Genomic DNA, 16,818 nt, shown 5'->3' with positions numbered 1-16,818 from the left:
GTAGTGGTACGTGTTGTGGGTAAAGTCCAAAACACCAGTATTTTCGGGCTTTTCTTTAGTGTACTCTGTCAAACTTGTGTTCAAACTTTCGGAGCCAGTTCGACAGCTGCGCGAATGGCTTCGAGCATGCTGCGGTCGTCCGCCAGGTTTTTCCCTGCGATATCAAAGGCTGTTCCATGGTCGACAGATGTGCGGATGATGCCGCCTTTGAGGCCGACGGTGATGTTTACTCCGGCTTCCAACCCCAGCACTTTAATAGGGGCGTGCCCTTGGTCATGGTAGCAAGCGACAACAATATCAAAATCTCCGCGCACTGCACGGTAAAATAATGTATCTGCCGGATATGGCCCTGTTGCATTGATTCCTTCCTCTTGTGCTTTTCGGATGCCGGGAATGAGTTTTTCCTCTTCCTCTCCATTGCCAAACAGACCGTTTTCTCCAGCGTGAGGGTTGATGCCGCACACGGCGATGCTTGGGCTTTCTTTTCCCGCTCTTGTTAACGTTTCGTGAGCCAGTTTAATGACTTTGTAGGTTCGATCGGGATTAATCATTTCAATCGCTTTAATTAACCCGACATGGGTGGTGATATGAATGACTTTAAGTTTTGGAGAGGACAACATCATTGCATAATCTTGAGTGCCCGTTAAATCGGCCAAAATTTCGGTATGTCCCGGGTATTGATGTCCGCCTTTGTGCAGGGCTTCTTTATTTAAAGGAGCTGTGCAAATGGCTTGAATATCCCCGTTTTTCGCTAATTCGATGGCGCGTTTTAAAAATTGGAATGCGGCATCGCCTGCAGCTGCTGATACCCGGCCAAAAGGCAAATCGGCGGGAAGCAAATTTAAATCGATGCAATCAATTGTGCCGTATTGGCAAGCTGCTTCCTTTACCGATGAAATAGGGTGAATGGCCAGTTTGGAATTGGTAATTTGAACTGCCCGTTCTAATATTTTTGCATCTCCTATCACTAAAGGATTGCATTGTTCATAAATGGATCGGTTTTGCAGAGCTTTTACGATAATCTCCGGCCCTACACCGGCAGCGTCTCCCATCGTGATTCCGATGACAGGTTTCATTTGGCATCTACTCCTTTTAATTGGTGAATGGCTTGAATAAATGTATTTTCCGAACCAAAGGCGCCCGCCTTTGTTACTACGTACATTCCTGAGTCATGAATTAATTTCGCTATCGGCACTCCTGTTTCCACTTCATCCAGCAATTCAAAACCCTTAGCCCCGATTTTATCGCAAACATGTTTTGCCGTATCGCCGCCCGTTAAGATCATGGCGCCAAAATATCCTTTCTGAATTAACCTAGCGGCGGCTTCTCCTAGACTTTGGGAGATGAAATTGCTTATTTTGATTGCGCTCAATCCTTTCGATTTGCCTATTTCCTGCACCTGTTTGATTTCATTTGGCGAAGCCGAAGAATAGAGAGCGACATGATAACCTTGTTTAGCCCATTGTTCCGCTTGGTGAAAGGCCTTTTCCATCTCCTCATAACGGGACTGGTCATTGCGTGCGAGTTTTATCGAATCTACCGGTATTCCTTTCACATTTTGTAAAGAAAGGGCGCGATCGAGCTGTTTGCGGGAAACTTGGCTTACACTGCCTACGACGAGCAGAATGGGCCGTTCGATTGGCTCGATCATGTCCGCTTTGTTTGTTTTTTGCAGGTGATAAGCTTCGGGAAGATAATTGGCTAGTCCTGCCGATCCGACCCATACGACTTTTTCATTGATCCGGCACACGTATCGGACGATGTCCTGCAAATCTTCCTCGCTTAAGGAATCAAAGATGATGTAAGGAATACCTATTGCCCGATAACGATCAAGCTGTTCTTTGACTTTGTCAAATCCGAGACCAAGGGTTTGGTAGTCAATCAGTCCTATAGGGCGCTTCGTCTGCTTGGCTATTAAACTGGGAACATATGATTCTTTTATCGGGCATTTCGGATCTCGTGATAATTCTGTCTCATGCAGCAATGTATCGTGTAAAAAATGATGCCCTTTATAAATGGTTCTCCCGTTTTGAGGGTAACCCGGTGCAATTATCATAAATGTCGGTTTTATTATATCGTAAATGGCATCGATTTCCGCCCCGATATTTCCTCTAAGGGTGGAATCGATTTTTTTGTACAGGTGGCGAAATCCCATCTCCTGTAATAATTTCACTGCATTCTGTACACGCCGGTATGCATCAAGCGCGGGAAGCGATCGGCTATCGGTGTCGACTACGATTGCCTCTATATCCCTCACGCTGGACAGCCCGGTCAGATCAAACAAGACCTGCGTGGAAAGCCCCTTCCTGGCGAATTGCACTCCGGAATCGGAAGCGCCTGTCAAGTCATCGGCAATAATGGCTAGTTTGTTCATCCTGTCTCCCTCCGTCCATCAAACCGTTGCTTTGTTGTCTGCCCCGATCCGTTTTGCCCACCAAGCGGTGACGATTGGCACCAAGATGGCGGTGACAATGACACAGGAAGCGACCAATGCAGTGGCTGCGGGAGCTACCGGAGCATACGAAGAGTTGGCTGCCGCAACTGCCGCAGGGACGCCCGCTGCATTGCCGGCTGTTGAAGCGGCCGCAAGTCCGGCTATGCCATTGCCTCCGGTCAATCGGTCAACGACCCAAAGCACCGTACCCGTAATGAGTACAACTGCGATCCCCAGCAAAATTCCTGCAATTCCCGCTTTCCACACGTTCAGCAAGTTCAGACCAGCCCCCAGTGCGAACGCAAAAAATGGAACTAACACTGGAACGGCACGCCCGAGAAATTCGCGCAACTCTTGATCCAAATTGCCAAGGATCATCCCGATGACCAAGGGTAAGATTGCACCTACCAATGTTTGCCAAGGGAAAGCGGAAAGTCCTGCTACTCCGAGTGTTACCATCGTCAGGAACGGACCTGATTCCAAACTCATGATCGAATAAGCAGCGACGTCCTCTTTCTTGCCAAACTGGCCCATCAACGCCATGTACAACCCGCCGTTTGTGTCGTTCATGGCTGCTACGATGGCTAACACTGACAACCCTGCAAACATCCCTCCGCTAATCATGCCTTCGCCGAGGAATTGGGCGGCAATGATCCCGATCACTGCTGCGATGCCTATTTTGCTGAGGAGCAGCACGCCTCCTTTTTTAAGGATGTACGGAGTGGCTTTAAAATCAATCGTCGCCCCCATGCACACATAGAAAACAGCTAGGATTGGCAACGCTCCTGTCAGCAGCGCGCCTGTGAACGAACCGAATGTTTTCGCTGCGTTCGGAAACAATGTGTTGATGATGGCTCCCACGATGAGTGGAACGATCATCATTCCCCCTGGAATGCGATCCAACGTTGCTTTGATTTTCATTTTTTCATCTCTCCCTCACAATTATGTTTAAAAATGAAACAGTTTTATAAAAAAACGCATACAGAAATCGCTTACATCTATATTTTATTTATTTATGTTTAATTTATCAACAATTTTTTTGATTTATAATAAAAAAACTGAAATAATGTTGCATAATGCAACGTTATTTCAGTTTCCTCCATAACGTACTCCGATTGATCCCCAATCTTTTGGCGGCTCTTGTTTGATTCATCTCTTCTTCTTGTAATACTTTCCAGATAATGTCTTTTTCAATTTCGGCGAGCGGTTTATTGAGATCAATCACGGAGCTGTGATCATCCGTGTTTTTCAAAATGTCGTTGAAATCTTCTTTCCTTATATACTCATGATTCGCAAACTGAACGGCTTGTTCCACCACACGGCTTAATTCTTGTAAATTATTTTTCCAAGTACGGCTGTACAGCCACTTTAGCGCTTCTTCCTGCACACCTACAATTTGCTTTCCGTATTTGACGTTATATTGCGCAATAAATTTTCGGAGATATTCGTCCAAATCTTCCGCATGTTCTTTTAGGGACGGCAATCGGATTTGGTTTTGTTTAAATTGTTTAAAAATTTGACCCGATAATTTTTTTTGCCGCAACAAATCAATTGGGTTATCATGAAATAAAAAAATAATGCGTGCTTTTGTCTGATCGATGAGCTGCGCTAGATGATTTTGGTGTTCCAACCGCAAACGTTCCACACCTTGGATAAAACATGTCCCCATTTCCAAATGGACGAGGATGAGTTTGAGATAGTCTGCAATCTCGCGATGATCTTCTAAGATCCGGATGAGCAGCAGAAAACCATCTTGCGCCTTGCTTTCACAATGAATGATTCCGGCCAGTGTTTTTTTTCCAGTTCCTTTTTCTCCGTATAATGCTACTGGCTTATTATGCGCCGCAGCCTTTTTTCCTTGCTTAATAACTGCTTGCATCAGTTGGCTGTTACCGGGAATCTGTGAAAAGGAAGTCATGATTGGCTGAATGGCAGCAACGGATAGGCCGTATTCTTGCCGGTCTTCCTTCTCTTCGTCCGAAAACCGCAGGTAATACTGGTTTTCGGCATTATCCGTTTTAAGGTATCCTTGCCGAAACTGCATTAGTTCATCGTCGGTTGCGAAAGAGTACAATATTTCGATCGGTTCAATTTTTTTGCATAATTGCGCGCACGCATTGTGGAGAAACGGAAAATACGCATAAATAGAAGATTCATCCGAATCCTTTTTGATAAATCGCAATATCTTTTGAAAAGAGGAATTAGCGAATTGTATCGTGCCATTTTCGTCATAAACAACAATAGGTTCTTTTGTTTTTTGCAGCAGTTGTTGATATATTTTTGTTTGTTTGGCGGTGTTTTCAATAATTTGATAAGTTTGTTTTGCTTGTTCAAACGCTTCGATCACGGACTCTCTGCCTGAAGTGATCAGTATGCTCTGAAGCCCGTGCGCTTCCGCTGTCTTGCACGTGATCGTGTCTCCGATAATCGCTTGGGCGCCGCCGGCCTTCGCTTGTTGGACGGCTTCCTCTACCTCTTCTTGGTCATGGATAATGGTATAAGGAATTTTGATGCCTAAAAGATTGGAGACAGAAATAAAACCTTGGCATATGTTGGGGAATCCAATAATGCGAAGATGTGCGTTATAGTCTTTGACCAATGTCAATATACGCAATATGTCATAGCCGGAGACTTTTATTTCAATGACTGGCAGTGATGCATGCTGGCGCAGCAGCTGCGCGGTGCCGCCGCGGCTGATAATGAGATCATAGCCTTCTTTTTCATATTGTTTCGCAATAGGAATCGCCTCACGTAAATCTCCTTGTACAACGGTCATGTCCAGCAATTGTTGTTCTTTGGCAAGGGTTAAGGCTAATTCTTTTAAACCAGGGTAGGGAGCAATCAATAATGTTTTGATTTTCATGTTTATCAATCCACCCATCTCATTTCTTTCTGCTACCATTCATTATAACTTACTTTCGCTTTGTGGTAAGTTTCCTTATGTTATTTTAGAATTGTTCCTCTGCTTGTCCCCATCCGGGGTGATGGTTCTATTTTTGTAAATGCGGATCATTACTTTTGAAAAGCGGACGGTGGTGGACTGTAGCTTCGTGCAGATTTTTGTACGGCTGGCAGCGATCAACCCCGTCATGAAAGAATACCTCGATTTGGAAATGGATCTCATGTTTAAACAGCTGTTCGGCCATCCAAGCCGAAAGCGGATTGCCATCACTTTTATGAATTGTTATTTCATAGGAGCGGGACGCGGCCGCATTGTTGATGTTCTAAGAAAATACGGAATTTGTGAAAGAAACGTAAGAGCGGATGAACGTAGAAATTCAAATAGTTCACAAGCATGATTTGCAAGATCGGGTATTGTATTATTAGCAAGGCTGTTTTCCTTTGCTCTCCTTGGAACAAGCGTATTCCGAACTTCATCTCACTATGGTTACGATCCTCAACAACCCTTTATATTCTCATTAAACAGGCCGCTTTCATACGGTATTTCATTTGCGTTAAGATGAGGAACATTTCTTTGGAGCGCTCATATGGAATTCCATACGATTGATTTGCATAGTATTCTTTCGTTCCGACATAGACTTTTTGCCGCTATAGTGTATTCGGCATTTCATATGTTTTCATGACTGGCTAGCTCCCAATCAAAAACAGGAAGCAGTTTTTTCGCCCGCTTTTTCTTAATTAAACGTTTGATTAAGGATTGTCGGCTATCAGGCGCATATTGAAATGAGGTTAAATCCTAATGTTGTTGTAAAAGCCGACTTCAACAAACTTATATCTCCGGAAATAGAACCGCTTTGTGTCCGCTTCTTTTTACACAAATTATTGGACTTCATCTTGAAACGACATCGCCGCATTTTTTAGATGTTTTCACCTATTATGTTCTTTTTTGATAATATTCCCAAACCGTTGCACTTTTTTGCATATACGTCCGGGCATTTGTTTGTCTCTTTCAAGTTTCGTTCTTTCGGTTTTTTGTCGTAAACTATTCAATTTCGGTTAATGTCAATCCTTTAGAAACTTGCATAGAGTAATTGGTTTTTTCAGGAGAATAACGGGTTGACCTATAGATATGCCCTATATTTCAAATCTATAAAACGAACAATCAGCCTCATTAACTATAAAATTTTTACGAAATTACGAACTATTTCCATTACTCTCAACAATTTTGTATTACTATCTTTTTCAATTGGTGATATAATGTTCAAAAAATATTTCCTTTTCAAATTTTTTTCGAGGCGATGAAGGGATGAAAGTAAAAGATGCATTAAAAATTGGCGAATTAGCTTCAGGAAAGATCGTTGCTGGTGAAAAGGGGATTTTCCGGAAAATAGAAACCGTTGAAGTCATGGAAGTTCCGGAAGTATTGAATTGGGCAACTCCCGGTGTGTTAGTATTAACAACCTTTTATTCAATAAAAGACGATCCGGATAAACAAATTCAAGTTGTAAAGGATTTGATATCGATTGGGGCGGCTGGTTTAGTTATAAAAGTCGGAAGATTTATTGATACGCTTCCGGAAGAAATGATTGCCATTACCAATCAACATGACTTTCCCATCATCACTTTGCCTAAAAACATTTCCTATATAAACGTGTTAACACCACTTTATGAATGTTTATATAAAGAGAAGTATTTTGGACAGGGTCGTTCGGAAAATCCTTTGTCAAAATTTGGAGCAATGGAAATCGATTCGGTTCAAGAAGCGCTTGATGTGCTATCAAAGATGTTAAATGGATCCGTTTATATAGAAGATAACGAAGGAAGACTTCTATATGCTGCAAAAAACTTTACATCCGATGGATGGAGAAAGTCAGACGCACTTTTTTCACTGCCAACCTATCAGCGGTATGATGAAATGTTGGAGGAGTGGACAACTAAATTTTCACACACGAAAAATATTTTATTTAGTATAGAAGGATATCGAAAGCAAATGATTATCCCGCTTACTTATAAAAACCGCGTATTTGCCGTTGTCCACATTCACTGTATCAATTCTTTAATCACGGATCCTGTCTTTCAAAATCATTTAGAAGAAGTGGGGAACAAGCTAAAAGATGTATTATTGAAAGAACAGTTGTATAATCAGAGAAAACGTCTAAACGATTATGAACAAATGAATGGGTTTCTGAAGGATTTTGACCATTTGGATCAGGCAAACGAAAAGAATAATGTCATTATTCACTTTTATTCGGACAGTTTAAACATCCCGCATTCCAATCCGTCTTTGATTGACTATGAAGGTTTAATTCGAAATAAGTTAATGGATTTCATTGAGCAATTGCAAATTCATAAAAGCCAAGTGTTTATCTTTATGAAAAACAGAAAATTTTATGCGCTCCTAACTGGTATTGAAGAGAATTATAGTGAAATGGTCCAACGGTGGAAAAACCAAATAGAGGCGTACAATAAATTGAATCCTTTAAGGGGATTATATGTCTCGATTAGTCCTTATTTTGGAAAAGGAGCCAACCTCGATACGGTCGTGCAATCTGTTACAAAAATCATCGAAGTCGGTTCGAATGTAAAAAAGGGAGAATATGTTTACACATATAATGAAATGGGAATTTATCAATTTTTACTAAATTTAATTGATGACCCGTTTGCGAAACAATACGCACTTAACTTTTTGGCGCCATTGCTGGAAGATAAAAAGAATGATTTATTAAAAACATTGGAAGTTTATTTACAGGAAAATGGCAATGTTTCAAAGGCGGCAGAAATTCTGTTTATTCATAGGCGTACGATGACCTATCGATTGAAAAAAATTGAACAATTACTAAATATAGATTTAAACAATTCGGAAAATCGTTTTATTTTAATATTTTGCTTAAAAATCATGAAAATAGCTTAAGAGAGGCGAAATAAATGGTTCGTCTCTCTTTTTTTATCAAATAGATCATTTGCGTAAAGATCAACAATGCACAATATGGATAATTCAGAAAGAAAATGATTTCACTCTTTTTGCATTTATAGAAATAGTTGAAAAATTTATAATGGTGAAAAATCCGATAGAGGTGGTTGAATTGTTAGGTATTATTCGTGTTTTAACAACTGATGATGAAAAAATTTTAAATGAACACGGGAAGAAATTGAAAGAATATTTTTCCATAGAATCGGTCACACGCTGTATTCCATCGCAACCTAATGGAATATACGATGATGAATCGGAGAAAAAAGCCATACCCAAAATCGTTGAGTTAGCTAAAGAATTGGCGGAAAAACCGAACATTGATGCCATTACCATTAGTTGTGCTGCAGATCCAGGCTTGGATGAAGCAAGAAATGAAATTGATTTGCCGGTTTTAGGCGCGGGGGGTTGTGGGGCGCATGCTGCAAGTATGGTAGGAAACCGTATTGGCATCATTGGCATTACCGACGCACCTCCAGCACGAATGAAAGAGGAATTGGGAAGGAAATTCCATTCATACTCCTATCATCCTTCTCTTAGAAAAACAACCGATTTATTCGCTTCCACGGCAAAAGATGAATTATTAGAAGTAGTAAAGGATGTCATTAACTCTGGCGCCGATTGTATCCTGTTTGCTTGTACAGGTTTTTCCACTATTGGACTTAAAGATTATTTAAACGGAAAAATTTCCGTACCTGTTATCGATTTAGTGGAGGCGCAAGGGATTGGTTATCAATTAATTAAAAAGGGGTCATAAAGATGCAAAATAGGACATTCAATTTAACCTTTTTTATTTTTTCTGTTCTTATTTCTATTTTTGGCGCCATTATCGGGATGCAACTAATTACAACGCTCGGTATTACGCCAAATACATCCATTATTGGCGCATTAATCGCCATGTTATTTGCGAAAATTCCAATTAAAATTTTTGAACAATTTAAGTCGTTGGAAAATCAAAATTTAGTTCAGACATCCATTTCAGCTGCCACTTTTGGGGCTGCCAATAGTTTATTAATACCAATTGGACTTCCATTTGTAATGGGCTTGCCGGATCTTATTATCCCAATGTTAATCGGAGCCGGATTGGCGCTTTTAACCGATGCCCTTATCCTTTATAAAGTTTTCGATACGAAACTTTTCGGGGCAAACGAAGTATGGCCTCCAGGTGTTGCAACGGCCGAAGCTTTGAAAGCCGGTGATGAAGGCGGTAAAAAGGCAAAATATCTTGGATTGGGGATTCTTGGCGGATTAGTTGGATCCCACTTCGGCATTTCCATGTCGGCCTTTGGTGTTGCATTCATCGGGAATTTTTGGGCTTTGAGCATGTTCGGTATTGGTTTATTACTTAACGGATACTCGCAACCGTTGTTTGGCTTGAATTTAGGAGACTATTATATCCCACATGGCATGATGATCGGCGCAGGTCTCGTTGCTCTTATTCAGTTTATCATTACTTTTACGAAAACGAGAAAACAAGGTGGAAAAGTTACAGACACAAGCGGATACGAATATACCCGCGGTGCTGACGATATTAAAAAAGGTTTTGGTTTTGGATTCCTGCTTTACTTAGGAATCGCTATTCTAATTGCCGTCATGGGCGGGCTCATTACTGAAATGCCATTTGGTCAATTGATTCTTTTCATTATATTTGCTGCTTTTGCTGCATTAGTGCATGAAATTATAGTCGGGATTGCGGCTATGCACTCCGGTTGGTTCCCGGCATTTGCGGTAACACTTATTTCATTGTTAATCGGCATGATACTCGGCTTCCCGCCAGTTGCATTGGCATTGCTGACCGGTTTTACAGCAGCAACAGGACCTGCTTTTGCAGATTTTGGATATGATTTGAAATCCGGCAACATCATTCGGACTGGCGTTTCCGTTGAACAAGAATTATATGGACGGAAAATACAATTGAAAAGTGCATTTATCGGGTTCATTATCGCGATTGTGATGGTTGCCCTATTTTCCAAGAACTTTTTTGGACAAGGCTTAGTTCCGCCGGTTGATCATGTATATGCATCCACCATTAAGTCTGGATTAAGCGGGAATGTTGGTCTTATGTTGCTCTTATGGGCCATTCCCGGGGTGATCATTCAGCTGATTGGCGGTACGGAAAGACAATTGGGCATTATGCTGGCTACTGGGTTGCTTATTATGAATCCTTTAGCAGGATGGGCTGTTATTGTCGGTTTAATAATTCGCGTTCTTGTTATCAAATTTATAGGATCTGAAGCTGAAAATAAGATGTATACGACCGCAGCTGGATTTATTGCCGGCGATGCATTATATAGTTTCTTCTCATCCGTGTTTAAAGCGAAATAATGAGGTGATAGAATGGCTAGAAAAACATTAACGATGGAAGATGCGAAAAAAGCCGTTTACGGCGGTTGTATTCTCGGCGGGGGAGGCGGAGGCTGGATTCATGACGGTCTCCAAAAAGCCGAGTCTACTTTTTCCATTGGCCAGCCGGAATTAGTTTCAATTGATGAATTACAGGGCGGCGATTATGTAGTCAATGTTTCATTAGTAGGGGCTCCGTCTTCTAAGGAAGCTTCTGTTAGTTCCGACCAGTTTGTTGAGACTGTAAACCGGATGCAAAAGGAGTTTCACCATCCTATTAAAGCGCTTATGACAAATGAAAATGGGGCAGCAACAACGATAAATGGCTGGCTGCAGGCAGCGGCAACCGGGCTGCCGGTTATTGATGCGCCAAGCAACGGACGCGCCCATCCAACAGGGGCGATGGGCTCCATGAATTTGTCTGAAGTTGACGGTTATGTTTCGATCCAGTCATTTGCCGGCGGAAAAGGGAAAAGACAAGTGGAAGGTGTTGTAAAATCATCCCTGGAATCAGCCGGTAAAATTGTCAGAAGTATTTCAGTAGAAGCGGGCGGAATGGTTGCCGTTTGCCGAAATCCGGTAACTGTTGATTATGTAAAAGAAAATGCAGCAGTAGGCGGCATTACTCAAGCAATTGAACTCGGCGAAGTCTTTTTGTCAGCACCGGAGGGACCGGAAAGAATTGAAGCCGTTGCGTCCCATTTAAAAGGGCGTGTTATTCATTCCGGAACGGTTAGTTATTGCGAGCTTGAAGAAAAAGGCGGTTTTGATGTAGGGTTTGTAAAAGTTGATGACTTGGAATTAACATTTTGGAATGAGTACATGACAGTCGAAGTCAATGGCCAGAGAAAAGGGACATTTCCTGATTTAATTATGACTTTCAATGCCGAAACAGGAATGCCGGTTGTCAGTGCTGAGGTGAAAGAGGGACTGAAAGTAGCCGTCATTTCCGTTCCAAAAGAGAATTTGAAATTAAGCTCAACCATGTATAACCACAATTTGTTAAAAACCATTGAACCTGTTATTAATAAAAAAATTGTATAAGGAGAGATTGGGATGTCTTTAAAATATACAATGGAAGTTTTGGAATTACTAGATGATGCTTCAGTTAATGGAGAAGCGGTTGTCCGCTTATTTGAAGGAAAAAAATATGTGGAAGCAAGCTACACAACAGTAACTGGCGAAAATGGGTCAACAGATTTTGTCAAAATATTAATTAAAGGGACAAATGGGAAATCGAGCGGCGGACATGCTCCGACATTGGGTGTTGTCGGAAGACTTGGCGGTTTGGGCGCACGTCCAAATCGGATTGGATTTGTTTCCGACGGTGATGGAGCAGCTGCGGCTGTAACAATAGCTTTAAAACTTGCAATCATGTCCGAAAAAGGGGATCGGCTGCCCGGTGATGTTTATGTAACGACACATATTTGTCCGGATGCGCCTACACGGCCGCATGAACCTGTAGATTTTATGGATTCTCCTGTTGATATATTAACAATGAATCGATATGAAGTAGTCCCGGAAATGGACGCCGTTTTATCGATTGATACAACGAAAGGAAATAAAGTGATAAACCACCGTGGTATTGCGATTTCTCCAACAGTCAAATCAGGATATATTTTAAAATTCAATGATGATTTACTGCGAATTATGGAAATGACAACGGGTGATTTACCAGTCACGTTTGCTGTCACAACGCAAGATATTACGCCATACGGCAATGGCGTCTACCACTTAAATAGCATTCTTCAGCCTGCCGTTGCAACAGATGCACCGGTTGTCGGCGTCGCTATCACTGCCAAAACAGCTGTACCGGGATGCGGTACTGGTGCTAGCCATGAAGTCGATATTGCCCAAGCTGTAAGATTTTGCATTGAAGTGGCAAAAGAATATACTCAAGGCAACTTTGAATTTTATGATAAAGAAGAATATGAACGCTTAGTGAAACTCTATGGTTCCATGAAACATTTGCAAACTTTAGGGGATGAGTAATCATGGCTAAGGTTGGTGTACTAACAATCGGCCAATCCCCTCGCACAGATGCCACTCCTTCCTTTCAAAAAATTTTCGGTGCGGATGTAGAAATCGTGGAAAGAGGCGGATTGGATCGGCTAACGGAAGAAACGATGGATGCCATCAAACCTGAGGGTTCGGACACAGTTTATATTTCCCGACTCCGCAATGGTCAATCAGTCGAGATTGGAAAAAGCAAGCTGCTTCCATTATTACAGGATGAATTGACCAAATTGGAACAAGATGTGGAAGTAGTGATTATGTTATGTACCGGTGATTTTCCAACATTAGTGACAACAAAACCAATCATTTATCCGGATAAAATTTTAGTGCATACAGTTCAAGCCATTATGACGGGCGGCAGTAAATTAGGGTTAGTGGTTCCATTAGAAAAGCAGCGGCATTCATTAGCGAAAAAATGGGAGGGCGTCGGACTGGAATTGGTAACGGCAGCCGCTTCTCCTTATGAAGAAAGCGATATCGCCGGAGCGGCTGCATCCTTAAAAGAACAGGGTGCAGAGTTAATTGTGTTGGATTGTATGGGGTACAATGAAACCCATAAACTTGAAGCGAAAAAAGGGAGCGGTTTGCCGGTGATTCTTCCACGTACACTTGTGGCACGGATTGCTGCAGAATATGTCTTTTAGCTGATCCGGATCTATCCGGATCTCTTTTTAAAGTAAGAAATTACATTTTGAACTTAAATGCTGAAGTGCTTTAGCAGGAGCGAGGTTTCCATCGCCTCCGTACGATTTGGACAACATCGGATCACAAGCCCCATCGTGCCTTTTATCTCCCCGAAAAAGCATTCGCTTTTTCTTTATGCGATGCTGTTTCACCGATGTTGTTCACAGTCCTGCGGCTCTAGGCCTGGAAGCAGATCGCTTAATGGGCGCTTTCGTTTTCCTATAGCATGGAAGGATGTAATCTGAAATGCCAGTATTGGCTTTATTTGTATTAAGCCTCCTTTGGGGATCGACATTTTATTTTACAAAATTGCTTTTACCAGATTTTCATGCGGTTTCTATTGTTTTTTATCGTTGTTTATTTGGTGGTCTGGTTTTGTTGCCATTCGTTCTATTGAAAAAGAAAAAAACAGACTTTAAAAATAAGGGTGCCTTAATTGGAATTACCTTGTTAAGCGCAGGTGTTCCATGGGTATTTATGAGTTTTAGCCAAAAGGGTTTAGATACAACCATTAGTGCGGTTATCAATGCAACAGGTCCGATTTTTGGCGTTTTATTTAGTGTTTTTCTATTAAAACAGAAGGTTTATCGACAAGAACTATTAGGTGTCGCCATTGGCTTTATCGGTATAGTATTATCTTTTGTTTTTGGATTTTCTTCAAATGGGCAATTTCAGGTAATGAGTGCCATATTTCTGTTAGTAGCAGTCAGTTTTTATACATTGTCTTCGATTTTGACAGGCAAGTTTTTGAGTTCGGTTTCTGTCTACACATTGTCCTTTGTTTCAATGGCTGTCGGCAGTATTTATTCCGGTATTTTTATGCTTTTACTTGATCTTGATAGCTATCAATATTTATTTAGTGGAAATAATTTTTTCTATTTTGTCATGTTAGGCGTATTTAATTCGGGTATCGGGAATCTGTTGTATTTTTATTTAATTAAATCCGGCGGCGCCATTTTTGCCTTATTTATTACCTATTTGATGCCAATTACCACGATTCTGTTAGGTGTTTTTTTATTGGATGAACCACTCGGTTTCGGTACGATCATCGCTTTCATTTTTGTTTTGGCAAGTATATATTTTACGCAAAATAAGGAGTGAAAAGGTATGAGCAGTTTTCAAGAAACCGTTCATAATTTAATGAAAAATAATTTTTTAGTAGACAAAAATATATCTATCCTTGTTTTAACGGATAATAGTACGGAATCGTTAGGGAGAAAATTTGAAAAGGCTCTAAAAAATGATGGGTGGAAAACGAAAATTCATGTAATGGAAGATCGGAGTAAATCAGGGGAAGAACCTCCGCAGGAAACGGCAGAAAAAATGCTGGAATTTGATCTTGTCTTTTGTTTAACGAAACATTCATTGACCCATACTGCTGCAAGGAAAACGGCCAATCAACATGGAGTTAGTGTCATTACCATGCCGGGAATTACAGAAGATATGTTTTTGAATGGTGCGATGAGTGCAGATTATAGCATTGTTGAAAAAGAAACAAATGAAGTAGCGGAAAAATTAACAAAGGCAAAAATGGTTATTATTAAAACCGGCGACAGCTATGAATTAAAGATTCCTGTTGAAGGCAGAGACGGTATACCAAGTACAGGTGTTTTCCGCGGAAAAGCGGCATCCGGAAATCTTCCTTCAGGTGAGGCGTATATAGCTCCATTAGAAGAACAGGCGGTAGGAAAAATTGAAATTACAGGTTCGATTGCAGGTATAGGTTTAGTCGATGAACCTGTTGTATTAACGATTGAAAAGGGGAGGTTGGTAGATGCCACAGGTGAGACAGGTGCTCAATTACTGGCGCTGCTCGGGGATGGAAACGGCCGTTTGTTAGGCGAGTTAGGCATCGGAACAAACTATGCAGCAAGAATCACAGGCGTTATTTTGGAAGATGAAAAAGCGTACAATACCGTCCACGTTGCATTCGGTTCCAATCACACCTTTGGCGGAATGGTTAAAGCAGATGTCCATATTGATTGTGTAACGAAAAATCCGACAGTGGAGTTTGTTTTTTAATGGAAGGAAGCGGTATACAACACAGTAATATTAAACCATGAAATGTTTGCAGCATAAAAAAAGCACGGCCATCAGCGGTATACAACACAGTAATATTAAACCACCATTTCTCATCCTTTAGGATATGAAATGGTGGGTTGAATTTTGCCTGTTGCGTTTAGTTGATTGCGGCTGGAATTTGTATAAGTAAAGCTAAAAAACTTGTTGGAGGCGATTAAGTCCTGAATTTTGTGTGAAAAGGAAGCGGTTTGATTTGCCGGGAGCCTAAGTTCGCTAGACTGGGAGTATGATTTTACACAATAATTTGGATTTGGCCGTTGAAGGGACTGTCCAAAAAGGGGAATTCCATGATGAGTCTAGTAATTTATGGAAAGAGGAGCGAGCGGAAAGCGGTTCTATTTCGCAGGCATAAGTTTGCTGAGCTGGGAGTCGGCTTTTACACAATATTAGGGCTTGACTGAATTGCATGATCTTTCAACGTTATTCCATAAAGGGGACAGCTATAAGTCGAAAATCGATTTATGAGGAAGGCTCTTTGCTCTTTACGTCTCCAATTTCATTTGTTCAGGTGCAAATATTTGATTTCCGCCATCTATATATGCCTTTTCCTTTGTAACAGGGTTCTTCATCGCACATCTTTCAGCACTTCCGAAATTATTCGAATCATAAGATTTATTTTTCGCCAAATGCGAGTGGTTTTTCTAATGATCTCACGGAGGATTATTTGTTGCGCTTCAATGTGGGTCTTGATTTGCCGCAAGTCTTCGTACCTCTTTTCATACACTCCCCCTTTCCTTTTTTTAATGCGGGACATACAGTAAAGGAATGCGGACTATGATGAAACTCGTCCAATCTTCTCCGGATGAGGCGCGGATCATGGCTAGTGCTTGTCTTTTCTTTCGATCGATTCCAATAAAGACGATGCCTTCATTTCCGCCTCCATTTATGTTTAAGGAAAATGAGGAGGGATTCCTCGTCTTCCTGTTTTTCAGAACAATAACCTGCGACCAAATCACCGATTGCTCCCATGGGATTCCTCATTTTCCTGTTTTCCAAAAGACAACAAGGATCTATTTCCAAGGGAGTGGGAGTTAACCCTTTTGGAACGGTGTTTGGCTCGGTTCGAAATTTGTCGAAATGTTGGTGGTTGAAAGAGAAGATAATGTGTATTACAATAGCATTAAAAGAACATATGTTCCTAATATATCTGGTGGCAAGTTTTCATTAGAACGGCTGCCGGTTGGGATGCGCCAAGCAGTGCGTTTTAGAAAGGCGATGGGCTCTTTTTTGTCTGAAAACTCTGTCAATGGTTTTGTCTTTTCTTTAGATGAACCTCTACTCCTCTCCAAATTCTCCTCGAAAGGATGATTCCCGTTATGAAGGAATACCTCGATTTAAAACTGGACTTTATGTTTAAACAATTGTTCGGCCACCCGAGCCGAAAGCAGAT

General features: G+C 41.3%; 14 protein-coding genes. 9 read left to right on the top strand and 5 right to left on the bottom strand.

The window, feature by feature from the left end; genetic code table 11:
- Positions 1 to 80 precede the first annotated feature (80 nt).
- The 4 genes from pdxA to AC0KTX_RS14720 all read right to left on the bottom strand — a co-directional run bounded on the left by pdxA (position 81) and on the right by AC0KTX_RS14720 (position 5,297).
- On the bottom strand, positions 81 to 1,076 hold the full coding sequence (pdxA, locus tag AC0KTX_RS14735; protein WP_474252874.1) for a 4-hydroxythreonine-4-phosphate dehydrogenase PdxA: 996 nt from the start codon (positions 1,074 to 1,076) through the stop codon (positions 81 to 83).
- Entirely contained in the window at positions 1,073 to 2,374 is a 1,302-nt protein-coding gene (locus AC0KTX_RS14730; RefSeq protein ID WP_474252873.1) for a four-carbon acid sugar kinase family protein, read from the bottom strand. The genes pdxA and AC0KTX_RS14730 overlap by 4 nt, the downstream gene beginning before the upstream one ends.
- 18 nt (positions 2,375 to 2,392) lie before the next feature.
- Positions 2,393 to 3,355: a 2-keto-3-deoxygluconate permease gene (locus tag AC0KTX_RS14725; protein WP_474252872.1), complete on the bottom strand. Its 963-nt coding sequence runs from the start codon at positions 3,353 to 3,355 to the stop codon at positions 2,393 to 2,395.
- 163 nt (positions 3,356 to 3,518) lie between these two features.
- Complete coding sequence (locus AC0KTX_RS14720) at positions 3,519 to 5,297, bottom strand: PrpR N-terminal domain-containing protein (protein WP_474252871.1); 1,779 nt, start codon at positions 5,295 to 5,297, stop codon at positions 3,519 to 3,521.
- A gap of 187 nt (positions 5,298 to 5,484) precedes the next feature.
- Between AC0KTX_RS14720 and AC0KTX_RS14715 the strand changes: the two genes are divergently transcribed.
- The 9 genes from AC0KTX_RS14715 (at position 5,485) to AC0KTX_RS14675 (ending at position 15,368) form a co-directional block, all read left to right on the top strand.
- The gene (locus AC0KTX_RS14715; protein ID WP_474252870.1) at positions 5,485 to 5,733 is read left to right on the top strand and encodes a hypothetical protein; all 249 of its coding nucleotides are present in this window, start codon (positions 5,485 to 5,487) and stop codon (positions 5,731 to 5,733) included.
- Positions 5,734 to 6,641: 908 nt separating this feature from the next.
- A complete protein-coding gene (locus AC0KTX_RS14710; RefSeq protein ID WP_474252869.1) occupies positions 6,642 to 8,246 on the top strand; it encodes a PucR family transcriptional regulator in 1,605 nt (534 codons plus the stop codon).
- A 172-nt stretch (positions 8,247 to 8,418) separates the two neighbouring features.
- The gene (locus AC0KTX_RS14705; RefSeq protein ID WP_339194187.1) at positions 8,419 to 9,060 is read left to right on the top strand and encodes an aspartate/glutamate racemase family protein; all 642 of its coding nucleotides are present in this window, start codon (positions 8,419 to 8,421) and stop codon (positions 9,058 to 9,060) included.
- A gap of 2 nt (positions 9,061 to 9,062) precedes the next feature.
- Positions 9,063 to 10,628, top strand: coding sequence for an OPT/YSL family transporter (locus AC0KTX_RS14700; protein WP_474252868.1), 1,566 nt, complete (start codon positions 9,063 to 9,065; stop codon positions 10,626 to 10,628).
- 12 nt (positions 10,629 to 10,640) lie between these two features.
- On the top strand, positions 10,641 to 11,690 hold the full coding sequence (locus tag AC0KTX_RS14695; RefSeq protein ID WP_474252867.1) for a DUF917 domain-containing protein: 1,050 nt from the start codon (positions 10,641 to 10,643) through the stop codon (positions 11,688 to 11,690).
- Positions 11,691 to 11,702: 12 nt separating this feature from the next.
- Positions 11,703 to 12,638, top strand: coding sequence for a DUF1177 domain-containing protein (locus AC0KTX_RS14690; RefSeq protein WP_339194183.1), 936 nt, complete (start codon positions 11,703 to 11,705; stop codon positions 12,636 to 12,638).
- A gap of 2 nt (positions 12,639 to 12,640) precedes the next feature.
- Complete coding sequence (locus tag AC0KTX_RS14685; protein ID WP_339197875.1) at positions 12,641 to 13,306, top strand: AroM family protein; 666 nt, start codon at positions 12,641 to 12,643, stop codon at positions 13,304 to 13,306.
- A 286-nt stretch (positions 13,307 to 13,592) separates the two neighbouring features.
- Positions 13,593 to 14,447, top strand: a complete 855-nt coding sequence (locus AC0KTX_RS14680; RefSeq protein WP_474252866.1) for a DMT family transporter — start codon at positions 13,593 to 13,595, stop codon at positions 14,445 to 14,447.
- A 6-nt stretch (positions 14,448 to 14,453) separates the two neighbouring features.
- Positions 14,454 to 15,368 carry an aminopeptidase gene (locus tag AC0KTX_RS14675; protein WP_474252865.1) on the top strand — a complete coding sequence of 305 codons (915 nt, stop codon included), beginning with the start codon at positions 14,454 to 14,456 and terminating at the stop codon, positions 15,366 to 15,368.
- Positions 15,369 to 16,168: 800 nt separating this feature from the next.
- Here the strand turns inward: AC0KTX_RS14675 and AC0KTX_RS14670 are convergent.
- On the bottom strand, positions 16,169 to 16,384 hold the full coding sequence (locus tag AC0KTX_RS14670; protein ID WP_474252864.1) for a hypothetical protein: 216 nt from the start codon (positions 16,382 to 16,384) through the stop codon (positions 16,169 to 16,171).
- Positions 16,385 to 16,818: the final 434 nt, after the last annotated feature.

It is taken from the genome of Aeribacillus sp. JST-2 (assembly GCF_056032925.1).
This window is presented reverse-complemented; position numbering and strand designations above follow the sequence as displayed.